Source organism: Novosphingobium sp. PhB165 (genome assembly GCF_004341845.1).
Taxonomy (GTDB): Bacteria; Pseudomonadota; Alphaproteobacteria; order Sphingomonadales; family Sphingomonadaceae; genus Novosphingobium.
In genome coordinates, this window is the sequence record NZ_SLVB01000005.1 from 213,973 (window position 1) to 238,306 (window position 24,334).

17 protein-coding genes and 1 tRNA gene are annotated in these 24,334 nt (G+C 65.1%); 10 read left to right on the forward strand and 8 right to left on the reverse strand.

Features of this window, described 5'->3' with window-relative positions; genetic code table 11:
* Nucleotides 1-2: 2 nt before the first annotated feature.
* Nucleotides 3-1,835 carry a translational GTPase TypA gene (gene typA, locus EDF56_RS15490; protein WP_132388979.1) on the reverse strand — a complete coding sequence of 611 codons (1,833 nt, stop codon included), beginning with the start codon at nucleotides 1,833-1,835 and terminating at the stop codon, nucleotides 3-5.
* Between the two features lie 528 nt (nucleotides 1,836-2,363).
* Between typA and EDF56_RS15495 the strand changes: the two genes are divergently transcribed.
* Complete coding sequence (locus EDF56_RS15495; RefSeq protein WP_132388981.1) at nucleotides 2,364-2,846, forward strand: RDD family protein; 483 nt, start codon at nucleotides 2,364-2,366, stop codon at nucleotides 2,844-2,846.
* Here the strand turns inward: EDF56_RS15495 and EDF56_RS15500 are convergent.
* Together EDF56_RS15500 and EDF56_RS15505 are read right to left on the reverse strand one after the other, a co-directional pair.
* Complete coding sequence (locus EDF56_RS15500; RefSeq protein ID WP_132388983.1) at nucleotides 2,843-5,383, reverse strand: FtsX-like permease family protein; 2,541 nt, start codon at nucleotides 5,381-5,383, stop codon at nucleotides 2,843-2,845. The two genes, EDF56_RS15495 and EDF56_RS15500, sit on opposite strands and share 4 nt — an antisense overlap.
* Nucleotides 5,376-6,086, reverse strand: coding sequence for an ATP-binding cassette domain-containing protein (locus tag EDF56_RS15505; protein ID WP_132389572.1), 711 nt, complete (start codon nucleotides 6,084-6,086; stop codon nucleotides 5,376-5,378). The genes EDF56_RS15500 and EDF56_RS15505 overlap by 8 nt, the downstream gene beginning before the upstream one ends.
* Nucleotides 6,087-6,123: 37 nt before the next feature.
* On the opposite strand from EDF56_RS15505, the gene EDF56_RS15510 reads away from it, so the two are divergent.
* Complete coding sequence (locus tag EDF56_RS15510) at nucleotides 6,124-6,846, forward strand: arylesterase (RefSeq protein ID WP_243652627.1); 723 nt, start codon at nucleotides 6,124-6,126, stop codon at nucleotides 6,844-6,846.
* Nucleotides 6,847-6,987: 141 nt separating this feature from the next.
* Here EDF56_RS15510 and recF read toward each other — a convergent pair whose 3' ends face one another.
* Together recF and EDF56_RS15520 are read right to left on the reverse strand one after the other, a co-directional pair.
* Entirely contained in the window at nucleotides 6,988-8,085 is a 1,098-nt protein-coding gene (gene recF / locus EDF56_RS15515; RefSeq protein WP_207904716.1) for a DNA replication/repair protein RecF, read from the reverse strand.
* A 54-nt stretch (nucleotides 8,086-8,139) separates the two neighbouring features.
* Entirely contained in the window at nucleotides 8,140-8,949 is an 810-nt protein-coding gene (locus EDF56_RS15520) for a queuosine precursor transporter (protein ID WP_132388989.1), read from the reverse strand.
* A 111-nt stretch (nucleotides 8,950-9,060) separates the two neighbouring features.
* Here EDF56_RS15520 and EDF56_RS15525 point away from each other — a divergent pair.
* Both EDF56_RS15525 and EDF56_RS15530 read left to right on the forward strand, forming a co-directional pair.
* Nucleotides 9,061-9,137 (forward strand) — tRNA-Arg (locus EDF56_RS15525).
* A 279-nt stretch (nucleotides 9,138-9,416) separates the two neighbouring features.
* On the forward strand, nucleotides 9,417-10,463 hold the full coding sequence (locus EDF56_RS15530) for an acyltransferase (protein WP_132388991.1): 1,047 nt from the start codon (nucleotides 9,417-9,419) through the stop codon (nucleotides 10,461-10,463).
* A gap of 42 nt (nucleotides 10,464-10,505) precedes the next feature.
* Here EDF56_RS15530 and adh read toward each other — a convergent pair whose 3' ends face one another.
* Together adh and EDF56_RS15540 are read right to left on the reverse strand one after the other, a co-directional pair.
* Entirely contained in the window at nucleotides 10,506-12,032 is a 1,527-nt protein-coding gene (gene adh, locus EDF56_RS15535; protein WP_132388993.1) for an aldehyde dehydrogenase, read from the reverse strand.
* Between the two features lie 164 nt (nucleotides 12,033-12,196).
* Nucleotides 12,197-13,165, reverse strand: coding sequence for a GAF domain-containing protein (locus tag EDF56_RS15540; RefSeq protein ID WP_132388995.1), 969 nt, complete (start codon nucleotides 13,163-13,165; stop codon nucleotides 12,197-12,199).
* 878 nt (nucleotides 13,166-14,043) lie between these two features.
* Between EDF56_RS15540 and EDF56_RS15545 the strand changes: the two genes are divergently transcribed.
* The 6 genes from EDF56_RS15545 to EDF56_RS15570 all read left to right on the forward strand — a co-directional run bounded on the left by EDF56_RS15545 (nucleotide 14,044) and on the right by EDF56_RS15570 (nucleotide 23,586).
* Nucleotides 14,044-16,671: a TonB-dependent receptor gene (locus tag EDF56_RS15545; protein ID WP_132388997.1), complete on the forward strand. Its 2,628-nt coding sequence runs from the start codon at nucleotides 14,044-14,046 to the stop codon at nucleotides 16,669-16,671.
* A gap of 84 nt (nucleotides 16,672-16,755) precedes the next feature.
* Complete coding sequence (locus tag EDF56_RS15550; RefSeq protein WP_132389574.1) at nucleotides 16,756-17,583, forward strand: sulfite exporter TauE/SafE family protein; 828 nt, start codon at nucleotides 16,756-16,758, stop codon at nucleotides 17,581-17,583.
* A 28-nt stretch (nucleotides 17,584-17,611) separates the two neighbouring features.
* On the forward strand, nucleotides 17,612-18,796 hold the full coding sequence (locus EDF56_RS15555) for a pyridoxal phosphate-dependent aminotransferase (RefSeq protein ID WP_207904718.1): 1,185 nt from the start codon (nucleotides 17,612-17,614) through the stop codon (nucleotides 18,794-18,796).
* 259 nt (nucleotides 18,797-19,055) lie between these two features.
* A complete protein-coding gene (locus EDF56_RS15560) occupies nucleotides 19,056-19,787 on the forward strand; it encodes an FCD domain-containing protein (RefSeq protein ID WP_132388999.1) in 732 nt (243 codons plus the stop codon).
* A gap of 191 nt (nucleotides 19,788-19,978) precedes the next feature.
* The gene (gene galA / locus EDF56_RS15565; RefSeq protein ID WP_132389001.1) at nucleotides 19,979-22,459 is read left to right on the forward strand and encodes a beta-galactosidase GalA; all 2,481 of its coding nucleotides are present in this window, start codon (nucleotides 19,979-19,981) and stop codon (nucleotides 22,457-22,459) included.
* A 14-nt stretch (nucleotides 22,460-22,473) separates the two neighbouring features.
* Nucleotides 22,474-23,586 carry a glycosyl hydrolase 53 family protein gene (locus EDF56_RS15570; RefSeq protein WP_132389003.1) on the forward strand — a complete coding sequence of 371 codons (1,113 nt, stop codon included), beginning with the start codon at nucleotides 22,474-22,476 and terminating at the stop codon, nucleotides 23,584-23,586.
* 261 nt (nucleotides 23,587-23,847) lie between these two features.
* Here the strand turns inward: EDF56_RS15570 and EDF56_RS15575 are convergent, their stop codons facing one another.
* Nucleotides 23,848-24,228 carry a hypothetical protein gene (locus tag EDF56_RS15575; protein WP_132389005.1) on the reverse strand — a complete coding sequence of 127 codons (381 nt, stop codon included), beginning with the start codon at nucleotides 24,226-24,228 and terminating at the stop codon, nucleotides 23,848-23,850.
* Nucleotides 24,229-24,334 lie beyond the last annotated feature (106 nt).

A 24,334-nucleotide genomic window follows, 5' to 3' on the forward strand; every position in this document is an offset into this window, starting at 1 on the left:
GATCAGGCAGATTCCTTCTTGCGGCTCTGCTTCTTGCGCTCGTTCGGGTCCAGGTAGGCCTTGCGCAGACGGATCGACTGCGGGGTCACTTCGACCATTTCATCGTCGTCGATGTAGGCGATCGCCTGTTCCAGCGTCATGATCTTGGGCGGGGTGAGGCGGATGGCGTCGTCCTTGCCGGTCGAACGGAAGTTCGTCAGCTGCTTCGACTTCATCGGGTTCACTTCGAGATCGTCGGGCTTGGCGTTTTCGCCGATGATCATGCCCTCGTAGATCTTTTCCTGCGGCTTCACGAACAGGATGCCGCGATCTTCGAGGCTGTTCAGCGCGTAGCCGACCGCTTCACCGGTGCCGTTCGAAATCAGCACGCCGTTCTGGCGGCCTTCGATCGGACCCTTGTGGCTGTCGTACTTCTCGAACAGGCGGTTCATGATGCCGGTACCGCGCGTGTCCGAAAGGAACTCGCCATGGTAGCCGATCAGGCCGCGCGACGGGGCCGAGAAGGTGATGCGGGTCTTGCCGGCGCCCGAAGGACGCATGTCGGTAAGCTCGGCCTTGCGGCGCTGCATCTTCTCGACGACGGTGCCCGAATATTCGTCGTCCACGTCGATCACGACGGTTTCGTACGGTTCGGTGCGGCCACCCTTCTCGTCGGTGCCGAACAGCACGCGCGGACGGCTGATGCCCAGTTCGAAGCCTTCGCGGCGCATCGTTTCGATCACGACGCCCAGCTGAAGTTCACCACGACCGGCGACTTCGAAGCTGTCCTTCTCGGCCGATTCGGTAACGCGGATGGCAACGTTGGTTTCCGCTTCGCGCATCAGGCGGTCACGGATCATGCGGCTGGTGACCTTGTCGCCTTCACGGCCCGCGAGCGGCGAGTCGTTGACGGCAAAGCGCATCGCCAGGGTCGGCGGATCGATCGGCTGGGCCTGGATCGGCTCGGTGACCTGCGGGTCGGCGATGGTGTTCGACACGGTGGCCTTTTCGAGGCCGGCCAGCGCGATGATGTCACCGGCGCGGGCTTCTTCCACGGGAACGCGCTCGAGGCCACGGAACGACAGCACCTTGGTGGCGCGGCCCACTTCGATCACCTTGCCGTCCATGTCGATGGCGCGGATCGGATCGTTGACCTTCAGCGTGCCCGACTGGACGCGGCCGGTGAGGACGCGGCCCATGAAGTTGTCGCGGTCGAGCAGGGTGGCGAGGAACGAGAACGGCGCGTCGACGTCGAGGTCGGGCGCGGGCACGTGCTCGACGATCTTTTCGAACAGCGGGGTCAGCGTGCCTTCGCGCAGATCGGGATCGTAGCTGGCGTAACCGTTACGGCCCGAAGCGTAGAGCACGGGGAAGTCCAGCTGCTCGTCATTGGCGTCGAGGCTGACGAACAGGTCGAACACTTCGTCCAGCACTTCGGCGTGACGGCCGTCGGGACGGTCGATCTTGTTGACGACGACGATCGGCTTCAGGCCGAGGCCGAGCGCCTTGCCGGTGACGAACTTCGTCTGCGGCATCGCGCCTTCCGAGCTGTCGACCAGCAGCACAACGCCGTCGACCATCGAGAGGATGCGTTCCACTTCGGCGCCGAAGTCGGCGTGGCCGGGCGTGTCGACGATGTTGATGCGGTAGCCGTTCCACTCGATCGAAGTCGGCTTCGCAAGGATGGTGATCCCGCGTTCCTTTTCGAGGTCGTTGGAGTCCATCGCGCGTTCTTCGACGCGCTGGTTGTCACGGAAGGTGCCGGACTGGCGGAAAAGCTGGTCGACGAGCGTGGTCTTACCGTGGTCGACGTGCGCAATAATCGCAATATTGCGCAGGGGAAGCGGGGCTGACATGCAGTGCCTATCGGTTCGAGGAGTTGCCAGCGGCGCATGCTGCACCGCAAAATTTGGGCGCCCTTACCTGAAACCATGCTTTTCGGCAAGCACCACGCGCATGGTACGGATTGTGACATTCCCGTCACAGATGACGAAATGTCGTCTTTTGCGACTTTCGAGTCATTGTAACTGCTACGCAATCCGCTTAGCCTCCAAGGCATAGATTTTGGCGGATCGGGAAGCGAAAAAATCCCGGGCGCCGGTCGAGAGGAAGACTGGGGTTCCCCGAAACGGGAATTTCTTCAGACTTTGTGGAATCAGGAGGAACCAGCCGCGTTTTCGGACGCGGCGGCGCGTTACCGGCTCAAAGTCGGAGCGTGAAAGCGGTCCCGACGCGGCTGGGAGGAGACGCGAAGGATCGCAGACTGGTAAGGGGCGCGCAGCAATGCGCGCCCCATTTTCCTGTTTTTATCCGTGTCTTCGTCGAACTTGCGGTCCCCACACCGGGCGCTATTGTGCCCTGACTTTTTCAAGGGGGAATGCAACGTGGTACCGTACGGGGGCTTCTGGTGGCGGGTTCTGGCCTATTTCATTGATGCCGTGATCCTTTACATCGCGATGATGATCGTCGGGATGGTTTTCGGCATCGGCATGATGTCATCGATGGCGAACCTTCAAGCGGATCCGTCAGCGATGATCGGATTGATCATTATCAACTCCATCGTGTCGCTGATCCTGAACTGGCTTTACTTCGCGGTGCTCGAAAGCTCGCCGTTGCAAGGCACTATCGGCAAGCTTGCCATCGGTCTGGTGGTTACCGACCTGAATGGCAACCGGATCAGCTTCCTGCGCGCGACCGGACGCTATTTCGCGAAGATCCTGTCGAGCCTGATCCTGCTTATCGGCTACGCCATGGTCGGGTTTACGGAGCGCAAGCAGGGCCTGCACGATATTATCGCCAGCACGCTCGTCTACAAGACACGCGACCCGCGTGAAGCCCGGCACATCGATGAGGGCGTCTTCGCCTAAAGCTCCCTCAGCGCACGCGCCGGTTTCGCCCGCAACAGCGGCAGCGAACCGGCCAGCGCGAAGGCGATCACGAGGACGAGGCCGGCGCCCAGCACGGCCAGAACGCGCGGCCAGTCGGGCAGCCAGTCGAATTCGAACAGCTTCACGGTGACAGCCCAGGCCATCGTGCTGCCCAGCACCAGCGCGACAAGCGCCAGCACCAGCGACAAGACGCCATACTCGACAAGCTGGAGCAGCAGGAGTTGGCCCCGGCTGGCGCCCAGCACGCGCAGGATCACATTGTCATAGGTCCGGCTCGCCCGCGCGGCGGCAATGGCGCCCAGCAATACTGCAAGCCCCGCCAGCACCGCGACAGAGGCGGCCGCCAGAATCGCCATGCTCATCTGGTCGAGCAGGTCGCGCGCCTGGCCCAGCACGGTGCCGGTCTCGATCACCGAGCTTGACGGGAAAGCGCGGGCAAGGCGCGGCAGCAGTGCGGTCGTCGGCGTGCCCGGGGGCGCCTGAATCGTCGCGGCCAGCTTGTGCGGGGCGTCGGCCAGTGTGTTGGGCGAGAACACCAGCACGAAGTTCAGGCCCATCGTATCCCAGTCGATCCGCCGCAGCGCCGCCACCCGTGCGGTCCGCTCGACGCCGAGCAGGCTGACGGTGATATAGTCGCCCACCTTGATGCCCACCGCCTGCGCCAGCTTCTCGTCCAGCGAGACGAGCGGCTCGCCGCGCCAGAGGGGCGGCCACCATGCGCCGGAGGTGATCGTGCTGCCCTCGGGTATATTGGCCGAATAAGTCAGGCCGCGCTCGCCTTGCAGCGCCCAGGCATCGTCGGGCAGGTTCTTGAGATCGGCGACGCGGGTCATCTGGTCCTTGGGCCCGAAGGCAAGGATGCGCCCACGCAAGTTGGGGACGACGTGCACGGTGGCGCCGGGGATCTGGCGCGTGACAAGGTCGTTGAAGGACTGGGCGCCGTCCTGCGGGATATCGAGCACGAAGTAGTCGGGCGCGCGGTCGGGCACGGTCTTGCGGATATTGGCGTCGAGGCTGGTCTGGACCCCGGCGATCAGCACGAAGGCGGAGAGCCCGAAGCCCAGCGCCGTCACCAGCGCGCCGGTTTGCGCGCCGGGGCGGTGGAGATTGGCAAGCCCGGCACGGAGCACCGGATCGCGCGGACGCGGCAGGCGTGCGGCAAGCCGGCGGATGCCGGTGCCGAGCAGCGCCAGCAGGCCCAGCATGACCGCTGCACCGCCCAGGAATCCTGCCGTCACCAGCGGCTGCGCGGCATTGACCATGGCGAGCCCGGCCATGGCGGCAAGGCCCAGGCCGACCGGTAGGGCCCAAGCACGTCGTCGCGCTGCCAGTGGGCTCACCCGCGCGCGCATTAGCGCCATGGCCGGAAAACCGCGCGCCCGGGCAAGGGGAGGGGCGGCGAAGACGAGCGCGACCAGCAGGCCGTAAGCGGCCGCCGTGAACAGCGCCGCGGGCGAGAGCGTGAACCCGGTCTGGACCGGCAGCAGCGTGCCGAGCGCGCGGGGCAGCAGCGGTGTGACCAGCACGCCCGCGCAAAGCCCGGCAAGGCTCCCCGCCAGCGCCGCCGATCCCACTTGCAACACATAGACCCGGGCGATGTCGCCGCTCGTGGCCCCGAGCACCTTGAGCGTGGCAATGCTGGTCCGCCGTGCCTCTAGGTAGGACGATACGCCGCCGCCGATGCCGATCCCGGCAATCACCAGCGCGGCAAGGCCGACCAGCGACAGGAACTGGCCCATGCGGCTGACGAAGCGCTGCGTTGAGGGCGAGGCGGCGTTGCGGGTGCGGGTGTCGAAGGCGCTGTCGCCGAATTTCTTCTTGAGCGCGTCGATCACGGCGTCCGGATCGCGCTCGCTTTGCGTGAACTTCACGCGCACGGCGCTGCGGAACATGGCGCCGGGTGCGGTCAGCCCCGCGCGTTCGGGCAAGTCGAGCCCCGAGATAGCGGTGTCGCCGAAGGAGAAACCTTCGGACAGCGTTTCGGGATCGGACGCGATGATCCCGCCCACGCGCTGCGGCACGTCGCCCACGGTCACGGTACTGCCGGCCGTCACACCCAGCCGCGCGGCAGTGCCTTCGGCCAGCCAGATCGTGCCGGTGGGCGGTGCGCCGACGGTGCGGCCGTCCTTCAGCGCAAGCCTTCCGAAGAGCGGCCAACGCGCGTCCACGGCCTTGAGCGCGACCGGCGCGGTGAGATCGCCCTTGCGCACGATGGCTTGCAGACGAAGCCCCTGCGAGACCGTGCCGTAGCTTGCCAGCGCCTTCAGTTCGGCGTCGGAGGGCTTGCGCTGCCACGCCCTGAGTTCGACATCGCCGCCCAGCACTTGCCGCCCGCGCGCGACCAGTTCGTGCTCGATCGACCCGGTCAGGCTGCCGATTGCGGCCAGCGCGCCGACCCCGAGGAACAGGCAGACGAGCAGCAGCCGCAGCCCCCGAAACCGCGCCGAGAGGTCGCGTCGGGCCAGCGTCCAGGCGGTGCGCCAGGCTAAGGTGGGTGGCGCCGCGGGCTCAGCCAAGCGTGTCGCTCGCGATGCGGCCGTCGGCCAGCGACACTACGCGCTCGCAGTGCGTGGCGAGGCTTTCGTCGTGGGTGATGATGAGCAGCGTCGCGCCCGCTTCCTCGCGGCGGGCGAAGAGCAAGTCGATGATGGTGGCGCCGGTTGCGGCGTCGAGATTGCCGGTCGGCTCGTCGGCGAAGACCAGCGCGGGGCGCGGCGCGAGGGCGCGGGCAATCGCCACGCGCTGCTGTTCGCCGCCCGAAAGCTGCGCCGGATAGTGGGAAAGGCGGTGGCCGAGCCCGACGGCGACCAGTTCCGCCTCAGCCCGTTCGCGCGCGCCGCCGATCCCGGCGAGTTCGAGCGGCGTCATCACGTTTTCCAGCGCCGTCATCGTCGGCAGCAGGTGGAAGGCCTGAAGCACCACGCCGATCCGGCCGCGCCGCGCGCGGGCCAGCGCGTCCTCGTCCATCGCCGAAAAGTCCTGCCCGGCCACGTGCAGCGCGCCCGATGACGCGCGTTCCAGCCCCGAGAGCACGGCCATCAGCGAACTCTTGCCCGAGCCCGAGGGGCCGAGCAGGGCCAGCGTCTGGCCTTGCGGCACCGCAAGGTCGATGCCTTTCAGGATCTCAACCGCGCTTTCGCCGCTGCCGAGAGTGAGGCGCAGGTCCTGCGCATGAATCGAAAGGGCGGGGGGCTGGGAAGGATCGCTCACGTGCCCCATATGGGTGCGCAACCCGTCGTTTCACAAGGACAAAGCCTTGCGCGCCAAAGCGATTGCCGTTCTCGCCCCCGTGCTGTTCATTCCGCTGGTGCTTGCGGGGTGCCAGAAAGGCGCGCCGCCCGCGCCCGAGCAGAGCACCGGCGCGCTCGACGCGCCGCCGGCGATCCCGGTCATGGGGCCCGAGCGGCGGATCCTGGCCTTCGGCGATTCGCTGCTGGCGGGCTATGGCCTGGAAGACGGCGAGAGCTATCCGGCGCGGCTGGAGAATGCCTTGCGCGCACGCGGGATCAATGCGCGGATCACTAATGCCGGAGTTTCGGGGGACACCACGGCGGCGGGGCTCGAACGGCTGGATTTCACGCTCAAGAGCCAGAGCGAAAAGCCCGAACTCGTTATTGTCAGCCTGGGGGGCAATGACATGCTGCGCAGCCTTCCGCCCGAGCAGACGCGGCAAAACCTTGAGGCGATCCTGAAGCGGTTCAAGCAGGAGAATATCCGCGTCGTCCTGCTCGGGATGATGGCGGCGCCCAATCTCGGCAAGGATTTTGCCGCTCAGTTCAACCCGATCTATCCGCAGCTTGCGCAGGAATATGGCGCAGTGCTGGTGCCGTTCTTCCTTCAGCCGGTGATCGACAAGCCGGACCTGCTTCAACCGGATCATGTCCATCCGACGGCCATTGGCGTCGAGGAAATCGTCACCGCGACGGTTGACGATGTGGCCGATGCACTGCCGAAAGTGCCGGGATCTCATTCAAACTGACCCTCGTCGTCCCCGCGAAGGCGGGGACCCCGCTTGTTCTTGCGGCGAGGTAAAAGGAAGCGGGGCCCCCGCCTTCGCGGGGGCGACGGGGTGTTTGGTGATGGTGCGATTTGAAGAATTTGGCGGAGGTTTGCGGTGCGCTTAATGCTGCCCCAGTCGCCGCACTGAGCCCGCAGTGACTTCCCATACCGCCGCTTCTCCGACAATCGCCTCGAACGGGGCCAGCTCAGTGCCGGTCAGCCAGACTTGCGCGGAACCGGCCCGCAGGCGGTCGAACAGGGCTTCGCGGCGGACAGGATCGAGATGCGCGGCCACTTCATCGAGCAGCAGCAGGCGCGGGCGCTGTTCGGTGCCCTGTTCGAGCAGTTGCGAATGGGCAAGCGTGATCGCGATCAGCATCGCCTTCTGCTCGCCGGTCGAGCAATCGGCTGCGGGCTGGCCCTTGCCCGCCATGGTGACGAGAAGCTCGTCGCGGTGCGGCCCGGTGAGCGTGCGCTGCGCCGCGCGCTCGCGGGCACGGCCGTCGCGCAAGGCGCGGGCGAGCGCCTCGGCAGCGATCGGTCCGCCCGGCTGATAGGCGAGCGAAGGGCGCGCAAAGGGCGAATCCGGCAGGTTGGCAAGCGTCTGTTCCAGTCGCTCGACCAGTTCGGCGCGCGCACTGGCGACCATGGCGCCCGCCTCGGCCAATTGCGTCTCGATAGCGTCGAGCCAGCGCGGATCGGGCACCCGCTCGTCCGAAAGCAGGCGGTTGCGTTCGCGCAGGGCATTTTCCAGACGCGTGGCGTGGCTGGCATGGTCCGGGCGAACGGCGAGCACCAGCCGGTCGAGAAAGCGCCGCCGCGCGCCTGCGCCTTCCACGAACAGGCGGTCCATCGCCGGAGTCAGCCAACCGATCGAGAGCCATTCGGCAAGGCGCACCGCCGGCGCCTCGGCACCGTTGACCTGCACCAGCCGCCGTCCCGGCCGCTCTGCCGTGACGCCGGTGCCAAGGCGGACGGGTTCGGCCCCCGGCACCATCAGCGCGGCGCTGACCGCGAAGCCGCCGTCGAATTCCTGCCCCGGCATGTCGGCAAGGCTCGCTCGCCTGAGGCCTCGCCCCGGCGAGAGCAGCGAGATCGCCTCCAGCACATTGGTCTTGCCCGCGCCGTTTTCGCCGACGAGCAGGTTGAACTGCGCCGTGCCTTCCACCGCGGTCTCACGGTGGTTGCGGAAACGGGACAGGAGGATGCGGTCGAGCATGATCGCTGGCGGACCTACCGGGGTGGGCGGGTCATGCCAAGCTTCGGGCGCAGGTTAATCGGGGAGGGCTGCCGCCTTGCGGGCCTTGGCGAAGGGCGAGAAGTTCACGTTGTTGTCGAACACGTCCACGCCCTCGCGGCGCTTGAGCCAGCCGACGACCACGTAAGTCACGGGGGTAAGCAGGACTTCCCAGCCGGTCTTGATCACCCACTGGGTCAGCGCCAGCAGCGCGATCGAGTGCGGCGTGAAGCCGGCCACGCCCAGGAAGGCAAGGGGGTAGAACAGCGCGCTGTCCACGCCTTCGCCGAAGATCGTCGATCCGATAGTGCGGGTCCACAAGTGCTTGCCCTGCGTCATCACCTTCATCCGCGCGAGCACGAAGGAATTGACGAACTCGCCCGCCCAGAACGCACAGACCGAGGCGAAGACGATGCGCGGCGTCTGTCCGAAGATCGAATAATAGGCGGCCTGATTCGGTGCGGTCACCTGCTTGCCGTCGATCACATATGTTGCCGAGGCGAGCGCCCATTCGGGGTTGGCGGGGATTTCAACGACCACCACGCTCATCAGCACCATGAACAGCAGCGCGAAGAAGCCCGCCCAGATGCAGCGGCGCGCGTTGGCATAGCCGTAGACCTCGGTCAGCACGTCGCCGATGATGTAGGACACCGGGAAAAACAGCACGCCCGCGCCGAAAGTGACCGAGCCGACCAGCGGAAAATCGACTTGCGCCTGCTTGGCCGCGCCGATCAGGTTGGAGAGCAACAGGATCACCACGAAGGCGACCATCACGAAATCGAAATAGCGGAAATGGCGCCGGGCGCCGGTCATGCCGTCGATACGGGAAAGGGGTGCGTTGCTCATCGGCTGCATGCGTAACCTGCCGGGATCGTTCGGCAAAGCACAAGTTGTGTGGAGTTCGATCCGATGTGCAGTTTGCGTGCGCGACGAACCACGCTATGGGGAGCGCGACGCGCGCCCGTAGCTCAGCTGGATAGAGCACGAGCCTTCTAAGCTTGGGGTCGCAGGTTCGAACCCTGCCGGGCGCGCCACTTTTGCCTTTGGCCGCATAGTTTGGCTGGCGGGGACATCTGCCGGCTTGGCCACCTTCATCAATCCCGACGGATGAACTCGTCAAGGTCGCTGGCCTGCACGACCGCATCGCGGCATGCGGCGCGGTTGCGCCATCGACCGGTCGACCGGCTGAAAAGGGCGGCGAAAAGCTGCTTGTCGGGGAGGTATTGGGAGGCATGCTTATTTTTTAGGTCCGCGATCCCTGTTCACGGTCCGGTAAATTGAACACCCCACCGGCACACTGTCATGATGACCGGATGGCGACAAAGCGGGTTAACTACACCATCGTTCAGGGACTGCGGGGATTTGCCTCGATTGCAGTGCTCTTGTTCCACGCCATTCAGGGCGGGCATGTGCCAAGCATATTGGCCGCATTACCGTTTTCGCTGATCAACGATTTCTTCGCCGTCTCCGTGTTCTTCACGTTGAGCGGCTTCGTTACGGCGCATGGCCTTGCCGGTGTGAACATGACGCCGGCCATGGTCGGCAGGTTCATGCTGGGCCGGTCCATTCGTCTGGACCCCGCCTATTGGGCCTCGATGCTGGTGGCCATCGCCTTCGTCTTGCTGGCTGCAATCGTTCACGGCCGGATTTTCCATCTGCCGACGATCGGCGAACTGCTCGCCCACGTATTCTACCTGCAAGAGATGCTCGGCATTCCGGAGATCAACATCGTCTACTGGACGCTGACGTACGAGTTCCAGTTCTATCTGATCTTCGCGCTTTCGCTGACGATCCGGTCCAGATGGATGGAGGGCGGAACCTGGGCGCTGGCGATGCTTTCGGCGCTCGGTCTGGTCGGCACGCATTGGCACGGCTTCTTCGTCGAGCACTGGGCGGTGTTCTATGTGGGCGTCATTGCCCGGCGCGCGCTGGATTCGCAGATTGCGCGGGTGGGCCTTGCGCTGCTGGTCGTGGCGCTGCTGTGCGGTTCCGGGTTCGAGCGGATGCCGGCGCTGGTTGCTTTGCTGCTGTTCGTCTCGGCGTGGACGGGTTGGGCCGAGACCGGCCTCAACTGGCGCTGGCTGCAGTTTCTGGGCGCGATTTCCTACAGCCTCTATCTCGTCCACGTGCCGCTGATGCAGGCGGTGGATTCGATAGTGCACCGGCTGTTCGGACACGGGATGGCGGCCGATCTTATCTGCCTCGTGCTCATTCTGGCCGCGAGCATCACCGCCGCCGTGCTGCTCTATCACGCGATCGAGCGTCCCTCGCACCGTCTAGCACGCGCCATTCGGTCGCGGCCCGCTCCGGAGCCGCTGATCCTGCCGACAAGGCCGCTGCCCGACGCCCCCCCGGCCTGAGTTGCCCGGCGCGGAGCATGGCCGCACCGGGCAACTGGCCCTTCAGAAAAAGCCGAGCTTCTTGGGGCTGTAGCTGACCAGCAGGTTCTTGGTCTGTTGGTAGTGCTCCAGCATCATCTTGTGATTTTCACGCCCGATGCCGGACTGCTTGTAGCCGCCGAACGCCGCGTGGGCAGGATAGGCGTGATAGCAGTTGGTCCAGACGCGCCCGGCCTGAATGGCGCGGCCGAAGCGGTAGCAGGTGTTGATGTCACGGCTCCACACGCCGGCGCCGAGGCCGAACATCGTGTCGTTAGCGATCTCCAGCGCCTGTTCGGCGTCGCGGAAGGTGGTGGTGGAGACCACCGGGCCGAAGATTTCCTCCTGGAATATCCGCATCTTGTTGTGGCCCTTGAACACGGTCGGCTGGATATAGAAGCCGCCGGACAGGTCCCCGCCCAGATGGGCCGCATCGCCGCCGATCAGCACTTGCGCGCCTTCCTCGCGGCCGATGTCCAGATAGCGCAGGATCTTCTCCTGCTGCTCTTGCGAGGCCTGCGCGCCGATCATCGTTTCCATCTCCAGCGGGCTGCCCTGCCGGATCGCGGCGACGCGCTTCAGCGCCTTTTCCATGAACTTGTCGTAGATCGATTCCTGGATCAGCGCGCGGCTCGGGCACGTACAGACTTCGCCCTGATTGAGCGCGAACATCACGAAGCCCTCGATCGCCTTGTCGAGGAAGTCGTCATCCTCGGCGCAGACATCGGCGAAGAAGATGTTGGGGCTCTTGCCGCCCAGTTCCAGCGAGACGGGGATCAGGTTCGCGCTGGCGTACTGCATGATGAGGCGCCCGGTGGAGGTCTCGCCAGTGAAGGCGATCTTGGCGATGCGCGTGGAACTGGCGAGCGGCTTGCCCGCCTCGATCCCGAAGCCGTTGACGATGTTGAGCACGCCCGGTGGCAGCAGGTCCGCGATCAGTTCGGCCAGCACGAGGATCGAGGCCGGGGTCTGCTCGGCAGGCTTGAGCACCACGCAATTGCCCGCCGCCAGAGCGGGGGCCAGCTTCCACGCCGCCATCAGGATCGGGAAGTTCCACGGGATGATCTGGCCGACCACGCCCAGCGGTTCGTGGAAGTGATAGGCCATGGTGTCGTCGTCGATCTCGCCGATGGAGCCTTCCTGCGCGCGGATGCAGCCCGCGAAGTAGCGGAAGTGATCGATGGCGAGCGGAATGTCGGCGGCGGTGGTCTCGCGGATCGGCTTGCCGTTGTCCCATGTCTCGGCAGTGGCCAGCCTGGCGAGGTTCTGTTCCATGCGGTCGGCGATGCGCAACAGGATCAGCGAGCGTTCGGCAGGCGGCGTGCGGCCCCAGCCGTCCTTGGCGGCATGGGCGGCGTCGAGCGCCAATTCAATATCGTCGCTGTCCGAGCGGGCGACGCGGCAGACCGGCTTGCCGGTGATCGGGCTGACATTGTCGAAATAGCGGCCGGCCACGGGTGGCACCCATGCGCCGCCGATGAAGTTGTCGTAGCTCGCCGCGAAGGGCGCGGCGAATACCGGGGGCCTCTCGGTAACCTGAATATCTGCCATGACTGGATCCTCTCGTTACGGGTCGGCGCGGGTGCCCGGCCTTGGGTACTAACCTGCCGCTGGTCGTACCGGCGCGACAGGGGGAGGGCGAAAGCCGCGCTCCCCGGTGTATCGCCGGTGAGACACGGGGATCCGCCCGTTTTTGCCCCCGTTATTGGCTTCGCCTATTGATTGGGCGAGACCCCCACCCGCTCCATGCGCCGGTACATCGTGGCGCGGCCGATCCGCAGTTCGCGCGCGGCGCGGGTGACATTGCCGCCCGATCGCGCAAGCGCCTGACGCAGCACCGCGCGCTCGCTGTCGTCGAAGCCGCTGGATGCATCGCCCATGACATCGGCCAGCGGCCTCGGCCGTTCGAAAGGCCGGTTGCCAAGGCCGAGAGTCAGGCGCGCGGCGCGCGTGGCGCCGATGACCAGATCGTCACGGTCGACCGCCAGCAGTGCCAGACCGCGCCCACCATTGCCGTTCCTGTCCGGGCTGTAGACGATCCGCGCCGCGGCGTAGCGCATGCAGAAGAAGTCCCGCTCGATCTGCCGGGCGGCGTCCTGCACCAGCGCGGCGACCAGTGCCGCTGTCGCCTCGCCATGTTCGGCGCGGGCGCTCGATACGTCGAGCGCGGCGACAAGATGGCCCTCGGGATCGAAGACAGGGGCGTCCATGCAGCTTACGCCGATGTTGCGGCTGGCGAAGTGCTCATGGCGCAGGATCGTCACCGGGCGCTGCTCGACCAGGCAGGTGCCGATCCCGTTGGTGCCTTCGGCCGCTTCGCCCCAGAGCCCGCCGGGGACAAGGCCGATGGCGTCGAACAGCGGCGAATCGCCCGCACCCGTACGCGCTTCGAGGACGACGCCGTCGATATCGGACAGCACCACGCAGCAGCCGGTCCGCCCCACGTTGCCGAACAGCTGGTCCAGCACCGGGGTTGCGGCGGCGAGCAGTTCTCCATTGCTGTCGCGCAGGCCCGCCAGCATGTTGCCGCCGATCCGCTCACGCGTGCGCGACGCGGCGGGGTCAAGCCCATGGTGCAGGGCAGACCGACACCACGACGCGGCCAGCGACGATGTCGCCGCGGCATTGCCCCGCTTCACGGTATCCATGACCCGGTCGCTGTGATTGAGCCTGTCGCTGGCCATTGTTTTCGTCCTCTCCGCCGGCCTTTTGACCGGAACGAATCCGGCCGCATTGCTCTGCCGCCCGGTTCATCTCGATAGCTGAACCTGAGGTCGGCACGGGCGCTATGCAATTGTGCGCGAGTCCGGCACCGGCTCCGAATGTTTCATTCATGGGACGATCTTGCCAGCTTAAAACGCAGTTTTGGCGGATTTGCGTCACCTCTGTCGGAACCGTGCGCGAGAGGCAAAATTGACGCGTCGCGCACATAATCTTGATGGCGCGAGATGCCGTTGACATGCAGCCAATTTCACATACGGTCGTGAAACAGAAATGAAATAAAATTTCTCGGGGTCGATGTCAGATAGGAACGCGCTGGACCAACTTATGAGGGGGCTGGTCAATGTTCGTCATGAATTCGCGTACCTGTGCTGATTTTAAGAACGAATCGCAGAAATCGTTTCTTGGGGCTTTCTGATTATCCGAATTTAATTCTGGGAACGTGGTCACGCTAAGCGTGTCCGTGCGGCAGGGCGCGTTTGCCCGGCCGCAGCGATTGACGGCGTCAGCCGGGATCGGGACTCATGCCATGACGTGATCGCCGTATCGCCGCCCACTCGAACTGCTTCGAGGGGCCGCCATCGGGTCGCACCGTTTCCAAAAACGCGCTGAACTCGCGGCACGTTCGCCCGGGCACAGTCAGTTCCGGTCCCCGGGGGGCGGGCCGGGGGCATTCGCGCGCACGTCATTTCCGGACGGCTTCAGGCCGTTGACCGGCCTCTGGCCCATTCGTCGGGCCCGAGGGGGAAGGCGTGCGTCTGGCAGGTGCAGGGGCGGCGATGACCGCGGGAAAACAGGGAGAGGCCGCAACCGTGGAGCAAAACCAGGCAAGGGGGCCTAGATGACAGACAGGGTATCCGTATCGGCAACGGCGCTGGCGGCAGCGCTTCTATTCGGGGCAACACCGGCCTTGGCCGAAGAACCGGCCGAGCCCGCACCGGAGGCTTCCACTGCGGACGCTTCGGGCGGCGCGATCATCGTCACCGGCACGCGCACCATCGGCATGAAGGCGACCGAGAGCCCGGCGCCGATCCAGATCATGACCAGCGAAGCGCTCGCCCGCACCGGCCAGCCGGACCTGATCCAGAGCCTTTCGCAGAACCTGCCATCGATCCAGGCGCAAGCCTTTGGCAGCGATCTCCAGGCGCACAACCTGCAAATGAAGCTGCGCGGGCTGAGCCCCAACCACACGCTGATCCTCATCAACGGCAAGCGTCGCCACGGCACCGCCAACGTCTCGGTCGCGGGAGGCCCCTTCGGCGGCAGCGCCGCGCCAGACATGAGCTTCATTCCGAACGATGCCATCGCCCATATCGAGGTGCTTCAGGACGGCGCGGCCGCGCAGTACGGCACCGATGCCATCGCCGGCGTCATCAACATCATCCTCAAGGACAACGACCACGGCGGCGTGCTGAACGGCACTCTTGGCCAATACATGGACCAGGGCGGCGATACCTACAGCGTTTCGGGTAACGTCGGTTTCGCGCCGATCGAGAATTCCTATGTCAGCCTGACCGTCCAGAAAAAGAAGAAAGGCTTCAGCTTCCGGGGCGACATCGACCCGCGCGTCTATGGCGACAACGCGGTGGCGCAGGGCAACCTGACCAAGTTCCCCGATCTGGTGGACCAGAAGTACTACCCATACGTCAACCGCATCGCCGGCGATCCGCAGATCGAACAGACCACCGCGATGTACAACGCCGGCTGGACCTCGGGCGATTTCGAACTCTACAGCTTCGGCAGCTACGGCCACAAATATGCCCGCGCCTATGAGAACTATCGCACGCCGGGCATCGTCGTGTCGGCCGCCGGGGTTCCGCTGTTCCCGACCGGCTTTGCCCCGTTCGAGGCCATTCGCGAGACCGATTACTCGGTGGCAGGGGGCCTCAAGGGCAAGTTCGGCGATCTCGATTTCGATCTCTCCTCCACGTACGGCGACGATTTCGTGGGCGTCTATGTCGAGAATTCGGCCAACGCCTCGCTCTACAAGAACACCGGCTTCACGCCGACCGAGTTCCACAACGGCGATTTCAAGGCATCGCAGTGGAGCAACACGCTCGACCTGACCTACCCGCTCGACATCGGCCTGTCCGAACCGATGAACATTGCCGGCGGCCTTGAATGGCGGCGCGAGACGTACGGTATCGTCGCGGGCGATCCGGCGTCCTACTACGGCAGCGGCGCCCAGTCGTTCTTCGGCTACAGCCCGAACGATGCGGGCAATTACAACCGCACCAACTTCTCGCAATACCTCGATATTTCGCTCAAACCGGTGCCGGGGTGGCTGGTCGACGGCGCGGTCCGCCACGAGCACTACAGCGACTTCGGCTCGACCACCGTGTTCAAGCTGACCTCGCGCTACGACATCTCCGACGCCTTCGCGGTGCGCGGCACCGTATCAACCGGCTTCCGCGCGCCGACTTTGGCGGAAGGCTTTTATTCGGGCATCAACGTCGGCCCAAGCTCGGTTTCGGGCGTGTTGCCTGCCAACTCTGCCGCAGCAGCCTCGCTCGGGTTCGGCGGCCTCAAGCCTGAGAAATCGACCAACTTCAGCGCCGGTGTGGTCTTCACCCCGGACTCGCGGGTCAGCATCACGCTCGATGCCTACTGGATCGAGATCCGCGATCGCATCATGATCTCCAGCTCGTTCTACGGCTTCAACGGCCAGTACTGCCCGGCGGGCTATGCCGGTTCCAATGCCGCCAGTTGCGTGCCCTACACCACCGACAACTACAATCTCTACAACCAGCAGGCGGTGTTCGATGCAGTGGCCTCGGCGCTGGGCGGCGAAATCCCGAGCTACGTGCTGACCGACGTCAACGGCTATCGCAACACCAGCGGCACGGTTTCGGTCCAGTCCTTCGTCAACGGTGCCGATATGCGCACGCGCGGCGTGGACTTCATGGCCAGCTACGACATGCCGACCGGCATCGGCGAGATCAACTGGACCTTCTCCGCCAACTACAACGACAACAAGGTCAAGAAGATCGCCGACCTGCCCGACGCGCTCTACACCAGCACGGTCGATCCCTCGAAATCGGCGCTCATCAGCAAGTACAACGTCGTCACGCTGGAGCACAGCACGCCCAAGGTCCGCGCGACGCTGGGGGCCTTCTGGGAATCGAGCCGGTTCTCGGTGAACTTGCGCGAAAGCTACTATTCGAAGGTCTTCGCCCTCGAAACCGCGCCGGGCGGCAGCCCGATCGCCGGGCAGGACCTTGAGGTTCCGGTCAAGTCCGCCTTCATCACCGATCTCGAACTGGGCTTCAAGGCAACCGAGAACATCAAGCTTTCGATCGGCGCGAACAACCTGTTCAACAAGTATCCGACCAATCGTTCCTACGAAAATATTCGTGCCGCACAGTTGGCGTCGGGTTCGAGTACGTACGCGTCCAATATTTACCCCACCATTTCACCTTACGGAATCAATGGCGGTTATTACTACGGCCGGGTTTCGGTGAAGTTCTGATGAATAGTGTTTGCATTGGCACTGCTCCCGGTTCGTCCGGGGGCAGAGTCCACAACCAGGATCATTCAGGGAGTTGCGATAGTGATGGTATCTGACTTGAGTTGGTTGGTCCCGGCGCTCGGTCTGCTGGCAGCCGGTCTCGTCGCCGGCTTCGCAGGGGGCGTCTTCGGGATCGGCGGCGGCTTCATCGTCGTCCCCGCGCTTCTGCTGATGCTGCCGCTGCTCGGCGGCGATCACGCACAGTATGCACACGTTGCCATCGGCACATCGGCGGCGACGATCATCGTCACCTCGATCCGCTCGGTCATGAGCCATTCCAAGCGCGGGTCGGTCGATTTCGAGATCCTCAAGTCATGGGCGCCCTGGGTGGTGCTGGGAGACGGCGTGGGCGTGGTGCTGGCGAGCCATGTGGACGGCAAAGTGCTGACCATGGTCTTCGCCTCGGGCGTGCTGCTCATGAGCCTCAACTTCCTGGTCCCGCGCGTGGGGGACAAGGTCATCACTGACCAGATGCCCTCGGGCATCCTGCGCGTCGGCATCGCGGGCGGGCTGGGCACCTTTTCCTCGCTGCTGGGCATCGGCGGCGGCACCATCGCGATCATGGTGATGACGCTCTGCGGCCGCTCGATCCACCGCGCGGTCGGCACGGCATCGGGGGTGGGCACGCTGATCGCCATTCCCAGCGCCATCGGCTTCGCCATCATCGGCATGCACGAGAAGGGCCTGCCGTGGGGTTCGCTCGGCTTCGTCAACATGCCTGCGACGCTGGCCATCGCCTCGATGTCGCTCCTGACCGCGCCGCTGGGCGTGGCGGCCGCCCACTGGCTGGAGCCGCGCATGCTGAAGCGCGTGTTCGGCATCTACCTGATCGTGATCTCCATGGTCATGTTCCACAATGCACTGAAAATCTGACGTAAATTGGCTGGAAGGAGTTCGAAGGATGCAGCTTGAGAAAGACATGCTGGCCGAACGGATCGGCGGCGAAGAGGTCACGCAAGACCTTCTGGAGCGCGGCTATTCACGCCGCAACATAGGCAAGATCGCGGCACTGCTGGGCGGCGGCCTGGCCGTGGCGCAAGCCATGCCCGCTTCCGCGCAGCAGGCCGCCAAGGCCGTGGCCGGCGCGGTGCGGATCGGCGCCAACGAGTGCTGGACCGGCCCGTTGCCTGCCGGCGCGCAGGCCGCCATGGCCATCGTCATGCAGGGCAACCGCTACGAACCCAATGACGAGCACGCCAAGCTCTTTGCCACCGTCGCGCAAGTGGAGGGCATCCCGCAGGACCATGTGGTCGCCTGGCCGGGATCGAGCGATCCGCTCAGCCGCACCGCGATCACGTTCGCCTCGCCCTCGCGCGGGATCGTCACGGCGGACCCGACCTACGAGGCGATCTGGCGCACCGGCGCATGGATCGGCGCCAAAGTGACCAAAGTGCCGCTCACCTCGGACTATCGCCATGACGTGAAAGCCATGCTGGCGGCCGATCCCAACGCCGGGCTCTACTACATCTGCTCGCCCAACAACCCGACCGGCACGCTGACGCCCATCGCGGACATCACCTGGCTGGCCGAGAACAAGCCCAAGGACGCGATCCTGCTGGTGGACGAGGCCTATATCCACTTCGCAGGCACCGAAAACGCCGCCAAACTGGCCGCCTCGCGCGACGATGTGCTGGTGATGCGCACGTTCTCCAAGCTGTTCGGCATGGCGGGCATGCGCCTTGGCCTGACGCTCGGCGCGAAGTCCCTGCACGAGAAGATGATGCGCTACGATGGCGGTCAGGTCACCTCGATGCTGCCGATGACGGCGGTCGCCTGCGGAACCGCCTCGCTGCCGCTGGCCGACCAGATCAAGGCCCGCCGCGACCAGATGATCGCCGCGCGCGAGGAGACCATCGCCCATATCGAGCGACGCGGCCTCAAGGTTCTGCCCGGCAGCCACGCGAACATGTTCATGGTCGACTGGAACGGCAAGACGCCCAAGGAGATGATGGCCGCCTTCCTTGCGCAAGGCGTGCAGATCGGCCGTGGCTGGAGCGCTTACCCCAGCATGTCGCGCGTCACGGTGGGGTCGGCAGAGGACATGCAGAAGTTCCGCCTCGCGCTCGACAAGATCCTGATGGCCTGATCGCGGATACCACCTGCCGTGCCGGCCCGTGGGGGCTCGGGCCAGCACGGCAGTAATGTCCCGACAGGAGAGGGCCCGGCGCGAACCGTCTCGCGCCGGGCCTTCGCTATTCCGGCGTTCAAATGGCTGCCGCATCAAATACTTGTGGTGACGCAAACGATCCGATTTCCTTGGCGTATCCAAGGGTGTTTCCGCTTGCCCATCCCCGGTCTTTGCCTATTTATATGATTAAATAGACTGAGAGGTGCCGGGACTACGCATGCCCATCGATCCGCATGAAAATCGCGAGGCGCTCGGGCGCAATCTGACTTACGGACTGCTGGACCGGCTGGGGTCGCAGATCGTGGGCCACGCTTACGAGGGGCGCTCCTTTCCCACCGAGGCCGAATTGTCGCAGCAGCACGGCGTAAGCCGCTCGGTCACGCGGGAGGCGGTCAAGATGCTCACGGCCAAGGGCCTTGTCACCGCGCGGCCGCGTCAGGGGACGATGATCCAGCCGGTCAGCCAATGGAACCTGTTCGACACCGATGTGCTGCGCTGGATGCTCGACCGCAGCTTTTCCATCGATCTGCTCAAGCAGTTCAGCCAGCTTCGCGTGGCGATCGAGCCCGCCGCCGCCGCGTTGGCCGCACAGGCCGCCGACGACGATGGCCGGGCGCTGATCGAGGCGGGCTTCGCGCGGATGCAGGCGGCCGAGGCCGGGCGTGATGACGTGTTGGAAGCCGACGTGGCGTTCCATGTCGCCATCCTCAAGGCCTCGGGCAATCCGTTCTTCGGCCAGTTCCGCGATGTCGTCTCTACTGCGCTCAAGACCTCGATCCGCTATACCAACCGGATCGTCGGCCGCAGTGGTGACCTTGATGCGCACGAGGGGGTGATGGAGGCGATCCTCGCCCGCGATCCGCAGCGCGCGCGCGAGCGGATGGAGCGTATCATCGTTGAGGCTCTTGTCGCCATCGACCACAACGAAAGCGCCGCCAATCGGGTCTGATCGAGGCCGGTATCGCGCCGGATTGACCCATTGAGCGTATATATCATATAAATCCGAAAAAATGGCAGAGCGGCGATGAGTCCGGCCCGTGCGCGACGGGGTGGACTCCCCATTCGCGCCGGAAACAGCTACGAGAGCCCCTCCAAGCAATGACCGAAGTCCCCGGAATTCCCCCCGTAGAAGTCGCTGGAATGCGTACCGACCGTCGCCATGCCATGGTGTTGGGCGTAGCGGGCGTGGCCGCTGCCAGCCTGCCGCAGACCGCTCTGGCTCTTCCCGAGAATACGCCTGTCGCCGTGCCGAGCCCGCGCCGCACATGGCTGCTCGATCGCGGCTGGCGCTTCCATCCCGGCCATGCGGCGGACATGAGCAAGGACTTCGACTGGGGGATCAACCAGCGGACTTACGCCAAGCCCGGCCTCGTCACCTCGCCGGCCGCCGTGGCCGACTTCGACGAGAACGGCTGGGCGGAAGTCTCGGTTCCGCACGACTGGGCGGTGGACTTGCCCTATGCGCCTCCCGCGACGCCCGCGCCCGAGGACAAGGCCGATGCCGTAGCCGCGCACGGGTTCAAGGCGATTGGCCGTGCTTTCCCGCAGAACAGCGTCGGTTGGTACCGCCTGCGCCTGCCGGTCGGCGCCGCAGATAAGGGCCGCGCGGTCTGGCTTGAGTTCGACGGCGTGTTCCGCGCCAGCAAGGTCTTCGTCAACGGCTTCGAGGCGGGGGGCAGCGAGAGCGGCTATGCGCCGTTCCGCGTCAATATCGCCGATTTCCTCGACTATGACGGGGGCCCTAACCAGCTTGCCCTGCGCGTGGACGCCTCGCTGGGGGAGGGCTGGTTCTACGAAGGCGCGGGGATCTACCGCAATGTCCGCCTCGTCAGCGCCGATGCGGCCCACGTGCCGCAGTGGGGCACTTGCGTGCGCACCGCCATCGATGCGGCCGGTGCCGGAGTGTCGCTGCTGACCACGCTGGCCAATGCCGGGGAGGGCAAGTCCGCCGTCACGCTGCGCCAGAGCATCCGCGATGGCGCCGGACGGGAAGTCGCACGGGCGGACGACCGGCAGGTCGCGCTGGAACCGCTTGCCAGCACCGAGATCGGGCAGGACCTGCACATCCGCGCGCCGCAACTCTGGTCGCCCGCTTCGCCCAACCTCTACACGCTCGTCACCGAAGTACTGCGCGATGGCGCGGCGGTGGACCGCTATGAAACCACCTTCGGCGTGCGCACCGTCACTTTCGACGCGGTGAAGGGCTTCACCATCAACGGCCGCAACGTGAAGCTGATGGGCGTCTGCAACCATCAGGACCATGCGGGCGTCGGCACCGCGATCCCCGATGCGCTGCACGAATGGCGGGTGGACCGCTCGATCGAGATGGGCGTCAACGCCTGGCGCAGCGCCCACAACCCGCCCGCGCAGGCGCTGCTCGACTTGTGTGACCGCAAGGGCATGATGATGCTGGCCGAAACGCGGCTCAACACCACTAATCCCGAAGCGATGGACGAGCTGGAGCGGATGATCCTCTCCTCGCGCAACCACCCTTCGGTGATCCTGTGGTCGGTGGGCAACGAGGAAGGCCATCAGGGCACCGAGCGCGGCCGTCGCATTTCGGCGGAACTGGTCGCACGCTGCAAGGTGCTCGATTCCACGCGCCTCACCACGCAGGCGATGGACCAGGGCTGGGACAGCGGCGCGGCCGATGCGGTGGATGTGGTCGGCTTCAATTACCGTACCGACAAGATCCCCGCCTGGCACGAACGCCACCCGAACAAGCCGGTGATCGGCACCGAGACCGGCAGCACCGTGTCCACTCGCGGCGCTTACGAAAACGATGCCGCGCGCCATATCGTGAAGGCCTACGACACCGAACACCCCTGGTGGGCCTCCACCGCCGAGGAGTGGTGGACCATCGTTGCCAATGCCCCCTACATCGCCGGTGGCTTCATCTGGACCGGGTTCGACTATCGCGGTGAGCCCACGCCCTATCCGGCGTTCCCCAGCGTTTCCAGCTACTTCGGCGCGATGGACTTGTGCGGTTTCGCCAAGGACAACTACTTCTACTACCGCGCGTGGTGGCGGCCGGACCAGCCGCTGGTCCACTTGCTGCCGCACTGGAACTGGGCGGGGCGAGACGGGCAGGCGATCCCGGTCTGGGCGCACGGCAACTGCGAGGAGATCGAGCTTCTCCTCAACGGCAAGAGCCTTGGCCGCAAGCCGATGCCGCGTAACGGCCATCTCGAATGGCAGGTACCTTACGCCCCCGGCAAACTGGAGGCGCGCGGCTACAACGGCGGCCGTCTGGCGGCCAGCGACACGCGGATGACGGCCGGAGCCCCTGCAAAGCTGCGTCTCACCGCCGACCGCAAGCGCTACACGGCGGCCATTGCGGATGCGGCCGTGCTGCGCATCGAAGTACTCGACCGGGCGGGCAACCCCGTCCCCACCGCCGACGATGCCCTCAGCTTCGCGGTTTCCGGACCGGGCCGGATCATCGGCCTCGGCAACGGCAATCCGACGTCGACGGAGCCTGACAAGGGCACCACGCGCAAGGCCTTCAACGGCCTTGCGCAAGCGATCGTGCAAGGCACGGGGCAAAGTGGCGCGGTACGCGTCACTGTCTCCGGCGCCGGGCTGGCGCCCGCATCGATCGATCTCAGCTTCCACTCCTGAAGGACACCGGTTCCATGAAGTCCCTTCGCCCCGTGCTGGCATTTGCCGCGCTGTTGACCGCCGCACAGGCCCATGCCGCGGAAGCGGGCCGCACGCTCTACCTTGGCGCCGACCTTTCCTTCGCCAACGAGATGGCGGACTGCGGCGCGGTGTTCCGCCAGAACGGCAAGCCGGTCGATCCTTTCGTGCTGCTCAAGCAGAAGGGCGGCAACATCATGCGCGTGCGTATCTGGAACAATCCGGATTGGACGCACTATTCGAACTATGAAGACGTGTTGAAGACCATTCGCCGTGCCCATGCGGCGGGCCTGCAGGTCCTGCTGGACTTCCATTACTCGGACGACTGGGCCGACGGTGACAAGCAGATCGCCCCCAAGGCCTGGGCCGGGCTGAGCACGGACGATCAGGTCCGCGCGGTCCATGATTATACGCGCGATGTCCTCGCGAAGTTGAACGCTGCGGGCGAACTGCCCGAACTGGTGCAGGTCGGCAACGAGACCAACCCCGAAGTCATGGGCGGCACCAAGGACAAGCCGATCGACTGGAAGCGCAACGCGCGCCTCATCAATGCCGGTGTCGCCGCCGTGCGCGAGGCATCGAAGGCGGCGGGCAAGCCGATCAAGGTGATGCTCCACATCGCCCAGCCCGAAAACGTCCTACCGTGGTTCGACGATGCCACGGCAGCGGGCGTGCTCGATTACGACATCATCGGCATCAGCTACTATTCGAAGTGGTCGAAATATAACTTCGCCGGTCTGAGCAAAGTGATCACCGCCGCGCACCAGCGCTACGGCGCCGATGTCATGGTGGTAGAGACGGCCTATCCCTTTACCGAGGAGAGCGCCGACGCCTCGCCCAACCTGCTGGGCACGGACTCGCTGGTTCCGGGCTATCCGGCGACCCCGCAGGGCCAGCTCAAGTATCTGGAAGACCTGACGCAGACGGTGGTCGACGCGGGCGGCAACGGCGTCGTCTACTGGGCACCCGACTGGGTCTCGACCCAGTGCAAGACGCGCTGGGGCACCGGCTCCAACTGGGAAAACGCCGCGTGGTTCGATCTCAAGCGGCACGAAGTGCTGCCGGTGATGGACTTCCTTTCGAAGACTTACACGAAGTCCGCGAAGTAGGGCGCCAAAGCCTCGGCGCCAATGCGCTGGATAATGGTGACGAGCGAGCGGCCTAACACCACCGTCGCCCCCGCGAAGGCGGGGGCCCCGCTTTATTTGGGCACGCAGAGACGCGGAGACGTAGAGATTTCAGTGCAAGCACGATCCCTCTGCGTCTCCGCGTCTCTGCGTGCTTTTAAAAGAGCGGGATCCCCGCCTTCGCGGGGATGACGAGGATGGAGAGGGCTTGGAGGCGCGGAATGATGCGCTCAGCGAATCGTCCTAGCGGGGAGGAGTCGCTGCCGGGGTCGCCGGTCGCGCATCATAGACCGCTCGGCGCGCCCGTACGCCCTTGATCCACGCGGGGAATCGGGCCGATTTATCCGCATCTGCGGCATCGAGCGCGGCGAGGAACTCCGCATTGTTCTCTTGCCCCAAAATCACTGCCGCGCGGGTCGAAGCGCAGGCGGCTTTGGACATGTCGAAAATTTCATCATCTTTGGCGTCGGTGTGCGAGGCCCTGATCGCGGCATGCATCATGCACTGGTCGTAGACGATATAGCCTTTCTGGTCCGGAGTGAGCTGCCTGGCTCCCGGAGCCTCAGCCCATGCGGGCGCAGCGACTGCCGTTGCCAGTATCAATCCCAATGCCAACCGGTGCATGATCGTCCCCTCCTAATCGAGAGGTAAACGATGGATGTGATGGGTTAAATCCACGTTATGGGCGGCTAGGAGGCACCTTAATGCATTAGGAACGGTGCGGTCAGCG